The 19,913-nt window shown below is 40.9% G+C and carries 16 protein-coding genes, 1 tRNA gene and 2 pseudogenes; 6 read left to right on the plus strand and 13 right to left on the minus strand.

Going from position 1 to position 19,913, the window contains the following annotated elements:
* Positions 1-111: 111 nt before the first annotated feature.
* The 4 genes from H5975_RS03935 to H5975_RS03950 are packed head-to-tail and all read right to left on the minus strand — an operon-like array spanning position 112 to position 3,751.
* Positions 112-1,293, minus strand: a complete 1,182-nt coding sequence (locus H5975_RS03935) for a cysteine desulfurase family protein (protein WP_204784958.1) — start codon at positions 1,291-1,293, stop codon at positions 112-114.
* Positions 1,294-1,350: 57 nt separating this feature from the next.
* Positions 1,351-2,172 (minus strand): NAD(P)H-dependent oxidoreductase, encoded by an 822-nt coding sequence (locus tag H5975_RS03940; protein ID WP_204784959.1) that lies wholly within the window; start codon positions 2,170-2,172, stop codon positions 1,351-1,353.
* Between the two features lie 12 nt (positions 2,173-2,184).
* The gene (locus tag H5975_RS03945; RefSeq protein ID WP_204784960.1) at positions 2,185-2,793 is read right to left on the minus strand and encodes an NADPH-dependent FMN reductase; all 609 of its coding nucleotides are present in this window, start codon (positions 2,791-2,793) and stop codon (positions 2,185-2,187) included.
* A 43-nt stretch (positions 2,794-2,836) separates the two neighbouring features.
* Entirely contained in the window at positions 2,837-3,751 is a 915-nt protein-coding gene (locus H5975_RS03950) for an FAD:protein FMN transferase (RefSeq protein ID WP_239459539.1), read from the minus strand.
* Between the two features lie 101 nt (positions 3,752-3,852).
* Between H5975_RS03950 and H5975_RS03955 the strand changes: the two are divergent.
* Positions 3,853-5,164: pseudogene (locus tag H5975_RS03955) on the plus strand (DUF2252 domain-containing protein).
* A gap of 115 nt (positions 5,165-5,279) precedes the next feature.
* On the opposite strand, the gene H5975_RS03960 reads toward H5975_RS03955, so the two are convergent.
* Together H5975_RS03960 and H5975_RS03965 are read right to left on the minus strand one after the other, a co-directional pair.
* Positions 5,280-6,098, minus strand: a complete 819-nt coding sequence (locus tag H5975_RS03960) for a Cof-type HAD-IIB family hydrolase (protein WP_204784961.1) — start codon at positions 6,096-6,098, stop codon at positions 5,280-5,282.
* 6 nt (positions 6,099-6,104) lie between these two features.
* Entirely contained in the window at positions 6,105-7,718 is a 1,614-nt protein-coding gene (locus H5975_RS03965) for a cation:proton antiporter (RefSeq protein WP_204784962.1), read from the minus strand.
* A 245-nt stretch (positions 7,719-7,963) separates the two neighbouring features.
* Between H5975_RS03965 and H5975_RS03970 the strand changes: the two genes are divergently transcribed.
* Entirely contained in the window at positions 7,964-9,334 is a 1,371-nt protein-coding gene (locus H5975_RS03970; RefSeq protein WP_204784963.1) for an amino acid permease, read from the plus strand.
* Positions 9,335-9,451: 117 nt separating this feature from the next.
* Here H5975_RS03970 and H5975_RS03975 read toward each other — a convergent pair.
* Positions 9,452-9,523: transfer RNA gene (locus tag H5975_RS03975), tRNA-Gln, on the minus strand.
* 143 nt (positions 9,524-9,666) lie between these two features.
* On the opposite strand from H5975_RS03975, the gene H5975_RS03980 reads away from it, so the two are divergent.
* Both H5975_RS03980 and H5975_RS03985 read left to right on the plus strand, forming a co-directional pair.
* Positions 9,667-11,085, plus strand: coding sequence for a DHA2 family efflux MFS transporter permease subunit (locus H5975_RS03980; RefSeq protein ID WP_204784964.1), 1,419 nt, complete (start codon positions 9,667-9,669; stop codon positions 11,083-11,085).
* Positions 11,086-11,163: 78 nt separating this feature from the next.
* On the plus strand, positions 11,164-12,159 hold the full coding sequence (locus H5975_RS03985) for an asparaginase (protein WP_239459542.1): 996 nt from the start codon (positions 11,164-11,166) through the stop codon (positions 12,157-12,159).
* Positions 12,160-12,215: 56 nt separating this feature from the next.
* Here H5975_RS03985 and H5975_RS03990 read toward each other — a convergent pair whose 3' ends face one another.
* From H5975_RS03990 to H5975_RS04005, 4 genes and pseudogenes are all read right to left on the minus strand, one after another.
* Positions 12,216-13,127, minus strand: coding sequence for an alpha/beta hydrolase (locus H5975_RS03990; RefSeq protein ID WP_204784966.1), 912 nt, complete (start codon positions 13,125-13,127; stop codon positions 12,216-12,218).
* Positions 13,114-14,421 carry a PTS transporter subunit EIIC gene (locus H5975_RS03995; protein ID WP_239473136.1) on the minus strand — a complete coding sequence of 436 codons (1,308 nt, stop codon included), beginning with the start codon at positions 14,419-14,421 and terminating at the stop codon, positions 13,114-13,116. Before H5975_RS03995 ends, H5975_RS03990 begins: the two co-directional genes overlap by 14 nt.
* 106 nt (positions 14,422-14,527) lie before the next feature.
* Positions 14,528-15,561 (minus strand): annotated as a pseudogene (locus H5975_RS04000) (zinc-dependent alcohol dehydrogenase family protein).
* A 95-nt stretch (positions 15,562-15,656) separates the two neighbouring features.
* Positions 15,657-16,532, minus strand: coding sequence for an alpha/beta hydrolase (locus H5975_RS04005; protein ID WP_204784968.1), 876 nt, complete (start codon positions 16,530-16,532; stop codon positions 15,657-15,659).
* Between the two features lie 413 nt (positions 16,533-16,945).
* Between H5975_RS04005 and H5975_RS04010 the strand changes: the two genes are divergently transcribed.
* Both H5975_RS04010 and H5975_RS04015 read left to right on the plus strand, forming a co-directional pair.
* Positions 16,946-17,296 carry a hypothetical protein gene (locus tag H5975_RS04010; protein ID WP_204784969.1) on the plus strand — a complete coding sequence of 117 codons (351 nt, stop codon included), beginning with the start codon at positions 16,946-16,948 and terminating at the stop codon, positions 17,294-17,296.
* A gap of 13 nt (positions 17,297-17,309) precedes the next feature.
* Entirely contained in the window at positions 17,310-19,241 is a 1,932-nt protein-coding gene (locus H5975_RS04015; RefSeq protein ID WP_204784970.1) for an elongation factor G, read from the plus strand.
* 27 nt (positions 19,242-19,268) lie between these two features.
* Here the strand turns inward: H5975_RS04015 and H5975_RS08715 are convergent, their stop codons facing one another.
* Positions 19,269-19,556 (minus strand): flavodoxin, encoded by a 288-nt coding sequence (locus H5975_RS08715; protein ID WP_428832680.1) that lies wholly within the window; start codon positions 19,554-19,556, stop codon positions 19,269-19,271.
* Positions 19,557-19,721 carry a hypothetical protein gene (locus H5975_RS08720; protein WP_239459541.1) on the minus strand — a complete coding sequence of 55 codons (165 nt, stop codon included), beginning with the start codon at positions 19,719-19,721 and terminating at the stop codon, positions 19,557-19,559.
* Between the last annotated feature and the right edge of the window lie 192 nt (positions 19,722-19,913).

Genomic DNA, 19,913 nt, shown 5'->3' on the forward strand with positions numbered 1-19,913 from the left:
TTTTCTTTTATCAATGTATCTATATTTTAAAGGAAAACGGAGCTGAATGAAATCCGAAGATTTCATCCAACTCCGTTTATTATTGGGGACTTATGTCACAGCCCCTTTTTTTTAATTGACTTTAATTGCTGCTTCTTTTTTCATTTGTGGAATGATTTTCTTCAAAGCTGCGATCAGTCGGTCAATATCATCGTTAGTATTGGTCATCCCTAAACTAAAACGTAATGATTCATGAATCCGTGGACTATCTTCACCATACATAGCAACTAAGACATGAGATGGTTCCAAAGAGCCGGCGGTACATGCTGAACCAGCAGCACCAACGATTCCGTTTAAGTCAAGGTTTACCAGAAGCGCATCACTCCGAATCCCCTTAAACCAAATGTTGATTGTTTGCGGAGCCATGTTATCAGTAAGGTTACCATTGATTTCATAATCAATGTCGCTATCGTTAAGTCCTTGAATCAGTTGCTTCTTTAATGCAACATAATGTTCAGCATTCTTAGCCCGCTGACCATTAGCAAAGTGCACTTCAACTGCTTTGGCAAATGAAAGTGCTGCAGGAACGTTTTCCGTTCCAGGACGGTGCTTCATTTCCTGGTTACCACCACGCATTAGTGATGGGAAATTAATGCCATCTCTGCGGTATAAGAAACCAATAAACTTGGGACCATTGATCTTGTGAGCTGAAACAGATAGCAAATCAATGTGGTCAGCTTGCACATCAATTGGCACTGCACCATAACCCTGAACTGCGTCAGTATGGAACCAGGCATTTGAATCCTTCACAATTTCACCAATTTTGTGAATTGGCAAGTGACTTCCCACCTCATTATTAACCGTCATGATGGATACCAAAATGGTTTCGTCGTCCAATGCATCCTTCAATTGTTGTAAATCAATCTGGCCATTTTCATCAACGTCCAAATACGTAACGTTGAAACCATAATTCTTTTCCAAATCTTCAAGAGGCCGCAAAATTGCTTCGTGTTCAAACTTAGTAGTGATGATGTGCTTGCCTTCGTTTTGACGAGCCCGTGCAGTTTGATAAATGACCGTATTGTCACTTTCGGTTCCGCCACTGGTGATATTAATTTCACTATCGAGCTTTGCGTTGATAGATTTAGCCATTACATGACGGGCTTTTTCAAGTGCGCCCAGGGCTTCACGACCATAATAGTTGGTTGCGGAGGCGTTACCCCAAAATTCATGCATTGCATTATTCATTGCTTCCATGGTTTCTGGAATCATTGGTGTAGTTCCGGCATTGTCGAGATAAACTCGCTTCTCCATATTATCCCTCTTTTAGCTTACTTAATGTTAGTAATACTATTATACACTGCTGACCATTTAATTAACAGAGGCACTTGCTCCTGTATCAGCATCGTTGTCATCTGCATCATCTTGTACAGAAGCAGAAGCGTCAGTATCCACTTCATCATCTGTTTGTTCATCGGTAGTAGAAGCCGAGGCATTAGCGTCCACTTCTTCTTCATCACTTTCTTCAACAAAAGCACTGGCATTAGTGTCGACAGAGTCATCCTCTTCCTCCGTCACAGAAGCACTCGCTACAGTATCAGCTTCAGCTTCGTCCTCCTTCTTATCATCCGCCAATTGAATCAAATCCATCACATTGATGACGTTCACCCAACGTACAAACTTTTTCATTACGGAAGTTAGGAAAGTAACGGTTCCTTCGTCCATCAGATCACCCTGATCATCAAACGCTTCCTTGGCATTTCCCAGGAGAAATTCATTGCCGGGCATCACAATTGCCCCAACACCGGGAGCTTCTAAAATTTCCCGCAAATCCAATTGCGCACGGGAAGAACCTTGAGTAAAGTACGATGCACCCACAATCATGACTGGTTTTTCTTCTAATGGGTGGATTTTGTATGACAACCATTCCAGGACGCTCTTCAGCGCAGCAGTAATGGTATGGTTATGTTCCGGAGTCGCAATGATGACCCCGTCAGCTGCCTCGATTTTACGCTTCAGGTTTTGAATCACTTCAGTATCGGTAATATCGCGATCTTCACAAAAGATCGGTACATTTTTGATATCTAGGATCTCAAAATCCGCTAAGTCTTGGTAATGCTTAGCAATAAATTTCATTAGTTTCAGATTATATGAATCCTCTGCGATTGATCCCACAATCCCCACAAACTTCATTGACACAGCCTCCTAACCTTGTTCTTCTTCCAGACGTTTGATTTTTTCTAACGCTTCATCGCGGTGATGATCAAATCCCTTGTTAAAGGAAACGAACGTCTCAAAGTCAGCAAAAAGATTATCCAAAATTTCAGTTTGCTCTTCTTCCGTCAGTTCACCGTTATCATTAAACGACTGTAATGAGTTACCAATCATGTATTCTGAACTTGGCATTAAACGAGCAGCCAATTCTGGAGCATCCAGCATTTTCCGCAACATTTGCTGAGCCCGGGAAGCTCCTAGTCGTCCATAGGAAGCACCCATGATCAGAACAGGCTTATCTCTAAACGGGTGGATTGTATATGACAGCCATTCCAGCGCATTCATTAATACTGCTGGAACCCCGTGGTCATATTCGGGTGTCGAAATAATAACACCATCTGCTTCCGCAATTTTGGCGCCCATTTCTTGAACCCGTTCGGGAATGGTGCGATCCGGTGTTTTATAGAAAACCGGTAATCCCCCAATGTCCACGGTTTCAATTGAAGCCATTTTAGCGTACCGTTCTTGGACAAATCTAATCAGTTTTTTATTCGTAGAACCCTGGCGGTTTGAGCCTGCAATCGCGATATAATGATTCATGTCTGTGCCTCCTTAGCTTTTTGTATTTTAGCAATTTCACTATCTATTCACAAGTAACAATTTTTCCATCTTTGTAAATCCCAATTGCTTGAATATTAGGCAATCCGTGTACTACCTGGCGAATTTGTTCCCATGATTTGCCAAATAACATTGAAGTCCAAATTTCCCCGTCAACTGATTGTGGAGAAATAATTGATAAGCTGGCCATGTCCGTTTTTATTGGATAGCCCGTGGCCGGATCAAAAATGTGGTGATAGAACTTACCATTACTTTTGAGGTTCCGTTCATAGATTCCTGAGGTAACGATCGACTGGTTTTTCAGTGGGAAAACTTTCACATAATGACCAAGTGCCTGCTGAGGATCTTGAAGTCCTACATGCCAACACCCATCCCGGTGCAATTTATTACCACCAATCACTACCACGTTGCCACCCAAGTTAAGGACCGAAGACTGAACACGGGAATGGACTAAGTAATCTTTAATTAGGTCCGCACTGTACCCCTTTGCTAGCGCACCTAGGTCAATTTCCATCCCAGGTTCAGCCAGCATTACTGAACGGTACTCTTCATTTAATATAATCTTTTCAGGATCCGTCAAAAGCAGTGCTTTTTGAATTTTGTCATCAGATGGAACGTGCGCATCTTGAAAACCGATGTGCCACAATTTAACTAAGGGACCAATCGCAATATTTAAGTATCCCTTCGAATTCATACTATATTTTTTACCAATTTTGATTAAATCAAACAGTTCCTTTGGCACTGTGACAGCTCTTTTTCCTGCTTGAAGGTTAATTTGCATTAAATCTGAAGAATCATCATTTGCAGAAAAGACCTTTTCATAATGTCGTAGCCTGCGAACTGCTTCATCCGCAACCTGTTCGTCATTCGGTAGCGCTGTCTGAATATTAATTTTAATAATCGTCCCCATCAGGTGAATTGTCCGTTCAATCGCCATCATTATCCCTCCATTACTAATCAAATATTACCATAAGATTATTCTTGCATTTACATTTTGCAAAAACATTTTAAAATTAATACTGAACAATTAAAGAAGTAAACATCGTGGACCATCTTGATATTTTTGATTTAAAAGGCATTCAAATTAAGAAGACAAAGGATTCCCTGGTTGAAGCAGGAAAAAAACGCCAAGTAAGCGTCAGTAGTGAACAATTAGGCGAGTACGTACCGGTTCATCGGGATCCTGTTAAAGCAATTAATAAAACTGAATCCAACATGATTAAGGAACTGTTGCCATTGCGTCACGAGCGTATGATTAAAAGTCCCTTCGCATTCTTCCGTGGAACTGCCGAACTAATGGAAAAGGATCTGAAGCGCCAAAATTAAAGTAACATTCCAATCATCATCTGTGATGATGCCCACGTCCAGAACTTCGGTTTCTGTGCCTCACCTGAACGACAATTACTTTTTGGTCTTAACGACGACTTTGATGAAGCGCGGAATGGTAACTGGGAAAGTGATCTCAAGCGGCTGTTAGTCAGCGTGCAATTAGCAGGAGAAGAAAATCAGTTCTCCAATGAACGACAAAGAGAGCTTCTGAAGAAAGTTACCAAAACATACCGTCACGCTATCAAGCGCGCTAATAAGGATTCACTGTTTCAACGATACTACTTCTCATTTAAATTTACTGATATGACTGCTACAATTCAACAACTCGATCATCATAATACCCCTAAGAGCATTCACCACGTCATGAATAAGATTCTCCGCAAGAGTCAGCATTCCAATTCACAAGAAATCGTTAAAAAGATGGCTGAAATCGGTACTGACGGTGAATATCACTTTTTGTAAAATGCACCCCGGGCAAAGCATTTAAGTGTAAAACGCTACCAAGAAATTGTGGACGACTTTAGTCGATACCGTCGGAATGTCCGTCCCGACATCCAAGTTTTACTCGCTAACTTCCACATTTCTGACATTATTCGCTACAGTGTCGGTGTAGGAAGCTTTGGCACTCGGTGCTACTTAATGTTGTTAACAGGAAATGATAATAACCACTTGGTTTTGCAAATTAAGGAAGCACCGCCACTGATATACAACCTGCAAACACTTGGTGTCGACCAGGCAATAGCTAATGGTCAGCGAGCTGGTCTCCGAATTGTGACTGCCCAACGGGCCTTGCGATCGTCATCCTACCCATTCTTAGGGCCAACTAAGTTTGCTCAACGCAGCTACTACATTCGTCAGTTTAGAGACATGAAAGAATCAGTCAATGGATTGGGAAAGTTTCTGTCTATATTGTGAGACGTGTGTCCTTCTGCTCGCCATGGCTCACTACCAAAGTCCAACTTCGCCAATGATTCGTGGATATTTAAAACATCAAAAGAAACTTGACGATTTACTAGCCGATTAGACAATGCAGTACTCAGAACAAGTCCACCGAGACTATGAAGCCTTTGTCGAATACTTAAACTAGCCAAAAGGACGTGGCAACGAAGCCGTAAATGACTTCTGCCACGTCCCTTTTTCTATAGGGCATATTTTTCAATTGCTTCTGCAACCCCCTCATGGTTGTTATCAGCCACCACAACGTCTGCTTTTTTAATGGTACTTGGAATGGAATTTCCCATTGCTACACCGGTTCCGGCAAATTCAATCATCGATTCATCATTTTGAGCATTACCAATGGCCATCACTTCATCCGCTGAAATGTTTAAATCATTACATAACGCAGCTAGGGTTGCACCCTTACCAGCTTGGTTATTAACGAATTCCAGGTAGTAATCCTCACTCCGGACAATCTTAAACCGATTTGACAATTCTTCAGGCATTTGCTGATAAGCCTGGTCTAATTTTGCCTTGTCATCCGTCATCATAAATTTACCGATGATAATTTGGTCGCGTATCATGCTCAACTGGTCCAATGAACGATAACGCATCGGCATAAAGACCAATCCAGATTCATGAACGGCATATGGACTGATGTCCTGGTTAGTGGTGTAGATATAATTCTTGGTTTCAATCACCGACTTTACATGGTGCTTAGTTGCGTAACCCAAGATATCCACGTAATCATCAAATGAAACGGTGTAGTTTACCACCACATTACCATTCGTAGTTTGCGCCAAGCCACCATTAAAGGCAACGACGTATTCATGATCAGAGTCCGCTAAGCCGAGTTGATTTAAAAACGGTGCCACACCAGTCATTGGTCGACCTGTGCATAGAACCACCTTAACTCCTGCTTCATTTGCTTTCTTAATGCTTGCAACCGTCTTTGGGGTAACCTTTCTTTGATCATTAATTAATGTCCCATCAATGTCAATTGCGATTAATTTAACTGCCATAATGTATTAACTTTTCCTTTCAATTCTTTTATCAATGTTTCCTAAAACAACCATTTCAGCCATCAGAATTTCTGAATATAGGCTGACAACAACATCCAGGTGAGCTATCTGCTGTTGAGACACTTCACTCAGGTATTCCCGTTCCTCCTGAAACGCTAGACGATACGCCATGTCCAGCGTGTTCATCTCTTCTTGGGAAAGGGCTGGTTGTCGCAACGAATGCTTAAACGCCCGAATGAAATGCTTAATCGACGTCTGCATTCGCTGGGTTTGCAAATCGTAAATAATAATCTGCTGTAAGTCGTTTGGTAAGTATATTTGATTAATCTTATCAATAGCATGCTTAATCATTTCATCCCGAATTTGAATCGTCTTTTGTGAAACTTCTCGATCAGATGGTTTCCGTTTCAAAATGAACTGGAAAATGAAAGTTGGTACCAGCAGACTTAGCATAATCAAGACAGCTTCAGTCATTAGAACCAGGTTAAAGTCCGATTTTTTAACAGAAGTTTCCGCCACCATAAATGCTAAAGCAAATGTCACCGTCCCGTGCACACCACCAAGCGCGAAGATGCAGGACGATTTGGCGTCCAAATGGCGTACCGCCCAAGTATAAACAAAGCGAACTACAACGTTAGCAACGTACATGATTAGGCCCAGCAGTAGCCATTCTTTAGGATGAGAAACTGCAACGTTGCCACGGGTGATTCTGACCATCATTATCCCAAGGACAACGAAGACGATACCGTTAAATACCTCTTTAATCATCCCAATCAAAGCTTGGGTATCATAAATAATTCTGGGGTTGAGCAGGTTGCTCCGCTCCATTTCAGCATTGTGAAGCAATCCGGTACAGACAACAGCAATGATTCCAGAAACGTGAATGTGTTCCGCCAAAAAATAAATCACAAAGGGTGTCACTAGAAAAATAACTTTCGATGGTGTCCCCGTTGAATTGGCGGTATTGACCAGATTAATGTGGGATCTGATCAATGCCTGACGAATTAAAATTACTACTGCTCCACCAACGAAGCCAAATACGGCACCTCCAACTGCTGAGTAAATGAAGTTGGTAATGGTTTGTCCATAATTAATGTAACCATTGATGTACCATAGGATGGCCATGTTAAGCAGGATAATTCCTGATGCATCATTAAATAGCGATTCTAGCTTCAGAAAGGAACTTTCCCGGTCTGGAATAATCAGATCATGGGAAACCGCCTCACTAGCCGTGGCATCAGTTGGCGTACTGATTGCTGCTAGAACAAACGCCAATGGCAGACTGACCATTCCGGTAGCTGCTAAGCCAAACCCTGCTGCAATAGCACAGAGCAGTGCCATACAAACCGTGAGCGAAATAATTACTTTAAAATTTCTCGCGACCTTATAGAAACGCGTCTCCATCCCATCGTAAAAAAGCAGTGGCGCCACAATCATGCCCATAAAAATTTCAGAATGAAAAGTTTCTACCTGATGATTGAGCATCGGTACCGGTGCCACAATCATGCCCAAAACTAGATTAATATAGTTACTGGCAACATGACGGAAAAATTGACGGTGAATTACGATCCCGACGATAGCAACACCGGTTAAACAGACTGTTGAAATCATCAACCCCATTTGAGTTCAAACCTCCCAAATTTCATACCTATTTATTATAAAGAATAACGCTTGCAGATCGCAATTAATTTCGGCTGTAAAACCACTATTAAGTTAATTTTTTCTAATTTTCTAAAAAGAATGGCGTATAATAGAAAACACAACATTTTTCGTTTATCATTTCTTCAGATTTGCACAATTCTGAGAAATTGATTAATATTTATATATGGTTTACTTAGATTTGTAAACTTAAAGGAGGAATTGATATGGCTGATAATGACGGCCATAATGCCACGCAGGATAATAATGAATTAAAGCGTGGCCTTACTAATCGACATGTCCAAATGATTGCGCTAGGGGGCGCGATTGGGACCGGGCTGTTCTTGGGTTCCGGTGAATCAATCCACTTCGCTGGGCCTTCAATCATTCTTGGATATCTTATTACTGGGATAATTTGTTTCTGGATGATGCGTGCCATGGGTGAAATGATGATGACCAACATCAAGTATCATTCATTTGTTGACCTAATTCACCAATACTGGGGTCATCGGTCCGGATTTGTTATCGGTTGGGCCTACTGGGCCAGTTGGATAGCAATTGCGATGGCCGAATTAACCGCGATCGGGGTCTACATTAAACTATGGTTGCCGGGGCTCCCGCAATGGGTTCCAGGGCTAATTACCATTGCCATCTTGTTATGTATTAACTTGATTACTGTTAAGGCGTTCGGTGAAGTTGAATTCTGGTTCGCCTTGATCAAGATTGTGGCAATTATTGCTCTAATCATTATCGGGATTGGGCTAATGATCTTCAGGTTCCATACCTCTGCCGGGGTAGCAACACCAATGAACTTGGTAAATCATGGTGGCTTCTTCCCTACTGGGATGCACGGCTTCATGATGGCGCTGCCAATGGTTGTCTTTGCCTTTGCCGGAGTTGAAATGGTTGGGATGACAGCTGCTGAAACACAAGATCCGCAAAAAGTAATTCCACGGGCGATTAATAACATTCCTGTACGAATCCTAATCTTCTATATTGGATCTTTAGCCGTTATCATGTCCATCTTCCCATGGAACTTATTGAGTGCCCACACCAGTCCATTCGTAATGGTCTTCAAGGACATCGGGATCAGCGGTGCCGCAGATATCATTAACTTCGTTGTTATCACGGCTGCTGCTTCATCATGTAACAGTGCACTTTACACTACTGGGCGGATGTTAGCAGAATTAACTTCTAAGTCTCCAAACCCTAAAGTCCGCAAGATTAGCCACATTTCTCGTTTCCAAGTGCCAACGTTGGCAATCTTAATTTCAGCTGTTTTAATTACATTCTCAGCAGCGCTCAATTACTTGATTCCAGGTAGTGTGTTCACCTTGATTTCTGGAGTTGCCACAACTAGTTTCCTCTTTATCTGGGGAGCGATCGTTATTACCCACCTGATTTTTAGAAAGAAGTGTCCAAAAGAAAGTCCATTTAAGATGCCTTTCTCACCGGTTTCTGATTACCTGGTACTAATCTTCTTTGCAGTCGTGGCAGTCACAATGCTGATGCAAGAAAGTACATTGATTTCATTGGTTGCTACATTAATCTGGATGGGAATCTTAGTAATTGCCAGCCGATGTCATAAGGAAGTTTAACATTATAGATTTTCAAATTAACAAAAAGGTCCAGCGGATCAATTGAGATCCGCTGGACCTTTTTTAGTAGTATTGAACAAACAAGAAAAGCCATCACAAATGTGATGACTCTATCAGTTGGGCTAGCTGGATTCGAACCAGCGCATGACGGTACCAAAAACCGTTGCCTTACCGCTTGGCTATAGCCCAATAATCTATCGCCTTACGACTATTTAAATATAACATTGTTAATCAAAAAAAACAACTATTTTTCAAAAAAGCTTACGAAAAATTTTATTTTCTGGTAGAGTAATCAACCGTTGGCAAAAAATTAACAAAAAGGAGTTTTATATATGGAAAACCAAGAAGCCGTGCAACTACACGCACGGGTTTCCGTCCACCATCCTAAGCTGGCGATGGTTAGTATGATGTTGGGAGCGTTTGTCGGTATGTTTAGTGAAACATCCCTAAACATTGCCCTTCCCCAACTCATGGCCCAGCTGCATGTTAATCAGTCAACTGTCCAATGGCTAGTCACTGGTTACATGTTAGTAATCGGTGTCGTTTTACCACTATCTAGTTTACTAACAAAGTGGTTCACAACTCGGCAAATTGTTATTTTCGGCCTATGTGCCTTTACATTTGGTGCCATTGTTTCTGCTATAGGAAATGGGTTCCTGATGGTATTAATCGGTCGGATGATCCAAGGAATTGGGACCGGACTGATCCTTCCGCTCATGTTTACCGTTGCATTACTGATCTTCCCTCCCCAAAAGATTGGGGCCGTCATGGGAATGTGTGCCTTAGTAATTATGTTTGCTCCTGCGATTGGTCCAACTTTAACTGGATTAATTTTAGGAATCAGCAGTTGGCGTTGGGTCTTCTGGTCCTTCGTTCCATTCCTATTGATTGCCCTCATTTTTGCAATTAGTTCACTGGAAAACATCAGTGAATTATCCAAGCCTCACATTGATGCACTTTCTATTCTGGCATCCGCAGTAGGTTTTGCAGGATTAATTGCCGGAGTTAGTTTTGCTAGTGATAGTGGCTGGCTTTCCGCAAGGGTCCTGTGTTGCATTATCATCGGGATCATTGCCCTAATTTTCTACGGCTACCGGCAACTACATATTGCACAACCAATCTTAAACCTGCGCGTTTTCCGTCACCTGAATTTCCGCATTGGTGCTTCCATTGTCATGCTTGATTTTGGAATCATCCTGTCCGCGATGTACTTATTACCGCAATATATTCAAAATGGAATGCTCCTGCCAGTCGCCCTAACTGGGATTATTATGTTACCTGGTGGGATTATCAATGCGATTGTCTCCGCAATTGCTGGGAGAATGTATGATAATCTAGGTGCTAAATTCCCAGTCCGCATTGGGATGCTAATTGCACTTATTGGTGCTCTCATGTTAGCATTCGTTTCCATTCACACTGCTATTTGGTACATCATTCTTGCCCACGTTATCTTAATGATTGGTGCACCTTTAGCAATGTCACCATCACAAACTAGCGCGTTAAACTCATTAACTGGGCGTGAATCAGCTGATGGAAGTACAATTTTAAACACTCTACAACAAATCGTTGGTGCATTGGCAACTGCCCTTGCCACCAGTTTCCTAGAAATGGGTCGTCATGCAATTACTGGTAGCCGGGCCGTTACCTTCACTAACGGTGTCCACTATGGTTTCTACTTTACAATTGCCTTAGTTATTTTGGGATTAATTCTTTCTATGAATATCACAGACGATTCCCATACCGAACAATAAAATTATCGCCCTCACTTGTTTTCACAGGTGGGGGCTTTTAAAATAGTTTTAGAAATTAAACGAAATGTGGTGAATAAGTTGGCAACACAAAAATTACTTCTTCTATCAACGGGTGGTACAATCGCCTCGGTAATTTCAGAAGATGGTTTAACTCCAGGTGAAACTGGTGAAGACCTCCTTAAAATGGTTGGCAATCTGCCATATGACATTACAGTCAAGGACATCATGAATTTGGATTCTTCAAATATCCAACCTGAAGAATGGGAAAAAATTGCTGAAACAATTTACAAATACCGTCACGATTTTGATGGGATCGTTGTTTCCCACGGTACGGACACGATGGCTTACACCGCGTCCATGATGACGTTCATGTTGCAAAATATCGATATTCCAGTTGTTTTCACCGGTAGTCAAGTACCGATCAATGTGCTGCTGAGTGATGCTCCTGACAACATGAAGTTGGCCTTTGCGGCTGCTGCTAGTCTGCAACCTGGTATTTACTTAGCCTTTGACGGCAAGGTAATGCGTGGATGTCGGTCAGTTAAAGTCCGGACGACAGCATTTAACGCCTTTGAAAGTGTGAACTTCCCACCAGTCGCCGAGGTGACCTCTGATGGATTAGAAATTAAACTGCCTGAACAATGGCAACCACGACAATGCATTTTAAATACCAATATTGATACGAATGTCTCCCTCGTGAAACTCTTTCCTGGATTTGATCCGCGTCTTCTTCACGCCATGGCTGAAAATGGCTGTCATGGGATCGTCATTGAAGCTTACGGGCTTGGTGGTATGACGTTTATTAGACGGAATGTTGCCGCTGCAATTGGTGAACTGATTAGAAAAGGAATTCCTGTAGTGGCCGCTAGTCAATGTTTATATGAACGAAGCGACCTGACCAAATATGAAGTTGGTCGTCAAGCATTGCTGGAAGGTGCCATCAGTGCTCGTGACATGACCTCTGAAAGTGCCATTACCAAGTTAATGTGGGGCTTGGGCCAAGGAATGGACGTCAAAGACATCGATAAATTCTTCAATACCGATGTTGCTGGCGAAGTTACAATTGATGAATAAATAGTAAAAACACGTGATAGCACTCATTCGCTATCACGTGTTTTTGTGTAGTTTTTTTAGTTGTCATTATCCTGATCTTGGTCCTGGTCAGTATCACTATTATTATTTTGAATGCTCCGACGCTGACTACCATTATTGTTAGGACGACGATCATTACGCAAAATATAACGTTGAATCAGGTCCAACACTTCCGTATTTTGCGGCAGTGATGAATGTTGAGCCAGCTTCCCAGTGACTGTAATCTGCGTATAATGCTTAACTGCTCCTTGGTAAACGTACTTACCAGCCAAGACACTACTTAATGGCACGATCCCATCTTCGACGTAGTTTTCTGAACCGGCAACTGAGTACATATCAATGTTATCAGGAAGGTTCTTACGGTACTTAATAAAGTCCTGCAGCATCTCAGTTCGCCGACTAGTTGGTTCTGAGAAGTTATATGGTGATCCAATGGTCATCAACCGTTTAATGGTGATTTGGTCTTCATCAAAATAGTGTTCCAAGAAGTAGGTGTAAATTAACCCACCATTGGAGTGACCAATACCCTTAAAATTATTGAAATCGTAACGATTCTTTAGCTGGTTAAAGGCCTTATTAAACATTTTGGCCTGCTTCTTAATATTGCTGTAACCATCATGATTATTTTGAAAGCCAACCACGAAGAAAGGTTCATTATCACCACGACGAACCCGACCAGTATAAGTAATTTTACCGTCATTATATACTTTGACCTTCAGTAAACTGTGACGCTTATGGTCCATATTATTAATTTTAGCAACCATACTATCAAATCGGTTCACCGTTGCACTACTACCCGGAATCATAATAATCGGTGACATTCTTGATTGTTGACGGTTTCGTAATTGGTGAACATTTTGGCATGACCACGCAAATGATAGACCGGTTAAAATAGCAATCACGATAATTAGGGTAATCAATAAATTACGATGATTTTTAGTGATTTTCATTGTGATTACCCTCCCTTGCAATCTCTTGCGAACGTTGTTCTACTTTTTCTGCCAATTTAACAAACGGAATATATAATATGACATCCATTACTAACAATAGGATTGTGAAAATAAGTGCCAGCCAATTGCTGCCAGTTGCGATAAATGGAGTGATTATTCCTGGTGTCCCATTTGGTACCGGATAAACGAGTGGTGGGATCAGATGAATAAAGATTAATGTGCTCCCCACTAATATATTAATAATTGATAAGAGCACAAATGGTAATAGGAATACAGGGTTTAAGAATACCTGAGATCCAAAAAGAATGGGCAAGCCAATATTAAAAAAGCCCGGAACCATACTATAATTAGCAATTCTACAAGTATTCTTATCTTTGCTAACCCATAAGATCGCAATGATCAACGCTAAAGTTAAGCCAACTCCACCAAATACGGCAAATCCTTGGTAGAGAGATGATGGGGTAAATGGATATGGAATTCCCCAAGCAGTCTTATGTGTTAAAGCATATCCTAAGTTAGCAGCCATTTCGTTAGAGTAAGCTTGCGAAGTTGCCGTTAACGGTTCAGCAAAACCAAACCATACAAGGATCGTATTAACAAAAGATAAGATAATGTTCAGTAGATAATTACTATTTCTGTCAAGAAGTGACCCAAGCCATTGTGTCACCATTCCAGCCAGTCCAAACTGCCGATAAAGTGCAAAAAGCAGATGGAGAACAAAGGCACCAATGACGACAATTGCAAATGGTCGCAGGTTTTTAAGCGCTGTTGTAATAACATCACTGTTTGATGATTGAAGATTCATAAACGTTGCAGCGTGACCATATTTCACAAAAATCCGCCCCACAACATAACCAATAATGACTCCAATCAAAAACCAAGCAGCAGTGTAGTAACGCATTTCAACAACTGAATTATTGCCGCGAACTCCGTGAATAAAAATAGCAGTGTAACAAACAATAGCTGCCGCCCCAGCAATTGGATTCTCACGATGATAATATTTAGTAGTGACAATGGCACTTACTAACGCCCCAAAGGGAGCTGTCCAACCAACTGTTACCCTTGTCAAATCACTAAATAGTGCTAAGAAAAAAGTTCGAAAAGGTAGCCAGCGGTTAACGTGTAAAACACTACCCAAATATCCATCTGTTGATAATAGGTTTTCGTAAATCAACCACGAAAAACAACCTAGTAAGATTAATGGAAACAAGGCTGCCATTGTTCGACGTAAAATTTGGATAAATGATTTTTGTTGAAAGCGGACGATTCTATCAACTGTCCTCTGATAATTCATCAACGATCACTCCTTATATCTGCTTAAATCTGTTCAATTATAAACCGATTAAAGCCTCTTGAATAGAAAAAAAGGCAGAATAACTCTGCCCTTTTTGAAAAAATAATTATTCACTAACAATCACTAATGACTTAATAGCTTCACGCTTATCCATTACTTCATATGCTTTTTGGATATCATCCAAACTGAAGCGCTTGGCAAATACCTTACCTGGGTGAATTTTGCCCTTCAATACTGCGTCAAGTAGAACTTTCCGGTCATAAGTTGTAACAGAGGCGATGCCTCCCCGTAGTCCAATGTTCTTCCAGAACAAAGTGTTTGAAGAAGGTTCAGTTTGTGGAACACCAACTCGACCAACAATAGCACCTGGAAGGGCCAATTTGCCGGCTTGTTCAATGGCAGAAACAGCACCAACACACTCTAGAACAGCATCAACACCGTTGCCATCAGTTAATTCCATAACCTTTTTAACCGCGTCGTCACCGCGTTCTGCAACAATATCTGTTGCACCAAATTCACGGGCCAGCTTAGCACGGTCTTCGTGGTGGCTTAGTGAAATAATACGATCAGCACCACGTAATTTAGCACCAATAACTCCACAAAGACCAACGGCACCATCACCGATCACGGCAACCGTGTCACCTGGCTTAACTTCTGCACTTGCTGCAGCATGGTAACCAGTAGCCATTACATCAGCGAGTGTTAGCAAATCATTTAACTGGTCATCAGTGTAGTCAGATGGCTGACCAGGAATTTTAACGAGTGCCCAGTTAGCATTAGTAAACCGTAAATATTCACATTGGTAATCACCGTTGCCACCTGCTTCTTGATTCATACAGTTACCATCAAAACCTGCTAAACAAGCAGCACAGTGTCCACAACCGTGAGTAAATGGAGCGATCACAAAATCGCCAGGTTTGACGTCTTTAACATCAGAGCCCACTTCTTCGACTATTCCAATCGCCTCATGACCAACTAATGAACCATGTTCACGATTGGCAATCCCACGATACCACCATAAATCTGATCCACAGACGCCCGCACGATCTTCAAAATTGCATCAGTTGACTTTTGAATGGTTGGCTTTTCAACTTCATGAACTTCCATTTTGCCTGGTTCCATAAATACAGCTGCTTTAATAATATCTCTCCTTTGTTACTTTTTGTATAAACTAAAGTATAGACCTTCAAGTAAACTCGAAGGCAATTATATTTCTCATTTCTGACCTAATGTTATTATATTTGACGTTCCCAAAAGGCAATTGCATCATTAATCCATCCTTCAGCTTCAGTACCAATTCCGAGTCCATAACCATGTTGCAAACCATTATATAAGTGAAATTCAGTTGGAATCCCGATTTTATCTAGATAGAACAATCGTTGTTTCATGCCACGCCAATCTGCAATCCAATCACTAGTCCCAACGTTGACATAAGTCGGCGCATCCGCAGGTGAAACTTTTCCATAACCGGTATATTGCATAATAACTGCATCTGCTTGAGGAATGTCATCGCGCCCGGTTAGTGACCTCAAAACATCTAAATTTCCTAATTCTGCAGCCATCCGCGCTCCTGCAGACCCACCCCATAAAGAATAATGGTGAGGGTCAACTTGAAGTTCTTCAGCGTGATCTTCGATAAATTGAATCGCTTGTGCTAAATCTTCATATGGTGTCTCAGGACGGTAAATTAGTGTAAAAGCATTATAGCCGCGCTTACTGATTTCCATTGCATGCGGGAAACTATCCTGCATCCCAGCGACATAGTAAAATCCACCACCAGCATTGTTAATTGTAAATGGAGCATGTGGCTGACCAGAAAATAAATAAATTCCAGTGTTTCGTCGGGACGGGTGCTGTCCAATTTCTTGTTCGCTGTAAATATGATAGAAAATGGGGCGAACTGCTTGTTGTTTGGCTAAGGAATTAACGAGCGCAACTGTTGTGGAAACATTTAGGTCTGAATACCATAGATAATGTCCACTATTTGTAATTTGCGACAAGGTTTCTGTATCTTCGAAAGGACGGTCAACAGGGAACAATAATCTGCCAGCATCCCCACCGAAATATTTTTTAACATCACCAATTGTCGAATTTTCAGTAAATTGTGGCATTTATTTCCCTTCTTTCCAAAATTGAATTCCTCCATAATTAATGTTGAGTAGTAATCGACAGAAGTAAAATCCTAACAATTACAACTGCGCTAATAATTTGATTAAGCATTAATCTTCCTCCTCCTTGTTTAAACCTGAAAAGTTAATAACTGTATTGTAAAGGCGTATTAAGTTGAAGAAAAATATCAATTGCTAATACTAGTATACGTTGAGTGTATGCTTACTATTGAAAGTAAGAAAAAGGAACCATTTAAAATACTTTGCTTCCAAGGATGATTTGCTTGCCAAATTACTTCAACCGATCCTAGCGGAAATCAAAAATAATTTCTTCAGCTATATTGACCAACAGTCAGACCTAACCACTCTAGTTCGGTTTATTGTGACAGATCGAATTAACTTTATAGAAAATAATTTTGATTTTCCAGGAAATCTTAACTGGTAACCTATCAGATCAGCATTATCACGACCTTTTTAGCGGTAACGATGGCATTATCCCCAAGCTAAATCAACTACAAAAAACGTTTACTGAGATTACCCAACAATTAACTGCGTTTCAAATTGCCCGGATCTTTATTGGTCCAATTTTAACTTACGTGTTGCAAAATAAATTATTGGGATTACCGGTAGATGATTCAGATCTCACCCTGATTCAAAAGCAAATTTTAGCCAATTTGACACTAGAATACAAAAGGAAGCGCCAATTATGTTGGTGCTTTCTTTTGTATCTTGTTAAAATAGCTTCATCTAATCATCATCGATTATAGGAGAAAAGATTGCATGAAAAATATTGTAATGGGCATCTTAGCTCACGTTGATGCCGGAAAAACAACCTTATCAGAAGCACTGCTCTACCGTGGTGGCACTCACCGCAAACTGGGCCGCGTTGATGATGGCTCCGCCTTTTTAGATTCATCATCTATTGAAAAGCAACGTGGTATTACTGTCTTTTCGCACCAAGCTAGTGTTCAATATGATGACTTGAAACTGACATTACTTGATACTCCCGGTCACGTTGATTTTACGGCTCAAACTGAACAGGTACTCCCCGTTTTAGACTATGCAATCCTTGTTGTTTCAGCAACTGCAGGTATTCAGGGATCGACACGTACTTTATGGCGTTTACTAGATAAATATCAAATTCCCACCTTTATCTTCATCAATAAGACTGATGTGATCAGCGCTAATGTCGAACGGGTTGTTAATCAATTACAAACGGAATTTGATGAAGGATGCTTACCTTTTCAATCCCATTTAACCGATGATGACCTGCAAGATATCGCCACCACTGATGAATCTGCCCTTGACCAATATCTCAATAATGGACAAATTTCTTCAGAGACAATCAAATCCTTAATTAAAAATCGTCACGTTTTCCCCATTTATCAGGGTTCAGCGTTAAAACTTACCGGAATCGACGAATTAATTGGTGGTCTCAGCCAATGGACTAGTGAACCTACTACTGACCAAGAAACTTTTACTGGCCGTGTTTTCAAAATTTCTCATGATGATAATAATGAACGGTTAACCTGGCTTCGCGTTCTGTCTGGAACTTTAACAGCAAAGTCAGAATTGTTAAATAACGAAAAAGTTAACCAGATTCGGGTTTATAATGGCGACCAATTTGCTGTCAAGCAGTCAGTAAATGAGGGTGAAATCTGTGCAGTTACTGGTTTGCAAAGTAGTTTCCCAGGTCAAGGACTCGGCACGGCCGAAGATTTATTACTCAACGATACACAACCAGTATTGAATTATGCGGTTGATTTAAAAGGTAATGATCCTCATCAATGCCTGAAAGCTTTACAAAACTTGGAAGATGAGGATCCGCACTTGAATATTCAATGGTCTGAGGATCTTCAAGAAATTCATCTTCAAATCATGGGTGAAATTCAGTTAGAAATCATCCAAGAGCTGTTAAAGCAGCGATACAATTTACAAGTCGGTTTCTCCGATGGTCAAATTCTTTATAAAGAAACCATTAGTGACAATGTTGAAGGAGTTGGACATTTTGAACCGCTTCGCCACTATGCCGAAGTACACCTATTATTGACACCTGCCCCACATGGCTCAGGTGTCCGCTTCCATAATAAATGCAGTGTAGATGTTCTTCCACACAACTGGCAAGAACAAATCATGACCAGTCTAAAAGCTAAGCAGCATCGCGGAGTGCTGATTGGTGCTCCATTAACTGATGTGGATATTACATTAATTTCTGGTCGTGGCAGCATTGTTCATTCAGTGGGTGGAGATTTTCGACAAGCAACCTGGCGTGCAGTCCGGCAAGGTTTAATGATGCTTTTGCAACAAGATAGTTGCAAACTACTGGAACCATGGTATCGTTATCGCTTAACAATTGACCAGGAACATGTTGGACGAGCAATTAATGATATTCAACAAATGGCAGGAACTTTTCAAATTGATGACCATTCTTCCAATACCGTTACCATCATTTACGGAACGGCTCCAGTTGCTTCAATGCGGAATTACCAACAAACTGTTCGTTCCTACACTCATGGCGAAGGAGAACTTGAGTTAAGTTTTAACGGTTATCAAGGCTGTCATAACACTGCAGAAATCATCAGCAAAACTCATTACGAACCAACAGCTGATTTGGAAAATACTCCCGACTCCGTTTTCTGTGCTCACGGTGCTGGATACCCGGTTAAATGGGATCAAGTCCCACAAAAAGCACATGTTCCTTTGCGCGAATAAATTATGATTTTATGCCATTAATGAAAATTACAAAATTTGTTTAAGCCATTGTTTAATATCAGCACTACCTTCATGAACACTAACAACGTCGAGGTTGCCAGCCCATTGTTTAAAGTTCTTTTCATAGTCACCCGCTGAACCAGCATCCGTATAAAAAGTAGCTACTCCGCCTTGATAACCCTGCACTCCTTTCAAAAAAGTATGAACTAGAGTTGCAGGAGCGCCACGCCAGACTGGACTACCAACTAGAATCAAATCATAATCTTCCACATTAGGGATAGCGTTGACTAATTCTGGAAAGTTGCCAGTTTGAATTTACTTGGTCGCGATTGCATCCGTTTCATACATATCATTACTAAAGGTGCCATCTGAAACCGCAATTTGATATTGATCAGCGCTATCAATCAGGTTAGCTAACTGGTCAGCGACTGCCTGAGTACGTCCTGATTGTGAATATGTTGCAATTAATACTTTTTTCATAAGAATCGCTCCTTTAATGTTTTAGTCTAAATTTCAAGTTAATTTAATATAATTATTATGTGTTTATCGTTATTGTATTAAAGAACCTAAATTTCAAGAATAAGTTAGCCACTGGACTCAAATAAATAATACTGACCAATTGATTATTGGTTGATGGAGCTGTGATATCTCTTGGTAGAAGGCCTTACGATA

The organism is Limosilactobacillus coleohominis, from assembly GCF_016901675.1.
Taxonomy (GTDB): Bacteria; Bacillota; Bacilli; order Lactobacillales; family Lactobacillaceae; genus Limosilactobacillus; species Limosilactobacillus intestinavium.

Coding starts and splice junctions, on each gene's coding strand:
- H5975_RS03935 (WP_204784958.1), bottom strand. CDS start 1,293: ATGGAGAAGCGAGTTTATCTCGACAATGCCGGAACTACACCAATGATT.
- H5975_RS03940 (WP_204784959.1), bottom strand. CDS start 2,172: ATGAAGTTTGTGGGGATTGTGGGATCAATCGCAGAGGATTCATATAAT.
- H5975_RS03945 (WP_204784960.1), bottom strand. CDS start 2,793: ATGAATCATTATATCGCGATTGCAGGCTCAAACCGCCAGGGTTCTACG.
- H5975_RS03950 (WP_239459539.1), bottom strand. CDS start 3,751: ATGATGGCGATTGAACGGACAATTCACCTGATGGGGACGATTATTAAA.
- H5975_RS03960 (WP_204784961.1), bottom strand. CDS start 6,098: ATGGCAGTTAAATTAATCGCAATTGACATTGATGGGACATTAATTAAT.
- H5975_RS03965 (WP_204784962.1), bottom strand. CDS start 7,718: ATGGGGTTGATGATTTCAACAGTCTGTTTAACCGGTGTTGCTATCGTC.
- H5975_RS03970 (WP_204784963.1), top strand. CDS start 7,964: ATGGCTGATAATGACGGCCATAATGCCACGCAGGATAATAATGAATTA.
- H5975_RS03980 (WP_204784964.1), top strand. CDS start 9,667: ATGGAAAACCAAGAAGCCGTGCAACTACACGCACGGGTTTCCGTCCAC.
- H5975_RS03990 (WP_204784966.1), bottom strand. CDS start 13,127: ATGAAAATCACTAAAAATCATCGTAATTTATTGATTACCCTAATTATC.
- H5975_RS03995 (WP_239473136.1), bottom strand. CDS start 14,421: ATGAATTATCAGAGGACAGTTGATAGAATCGTCCGCTTTCAACAAAAA.
- H5975_RS04005 (WP_204784968.1), bottom strand. CDS start 16,532: ATGCCACAATTTACTGAAAATTCGACAATTGGTGATGTTAAAAAATAT.
- H5975_RS04015 (WP_204784970.1), top strand. CDS start 17,310: ATGAAAAATATTGTAATGGGCATCTTAGCTCACGTTGATGCCGGAAAA.
- H5975_RS08720 (WP_239459541.1), bottom strand. CDS start 19,721: ATGAAAAAAGTATTAATTGCAACATATTCACAATCAGGACGTACTCAG.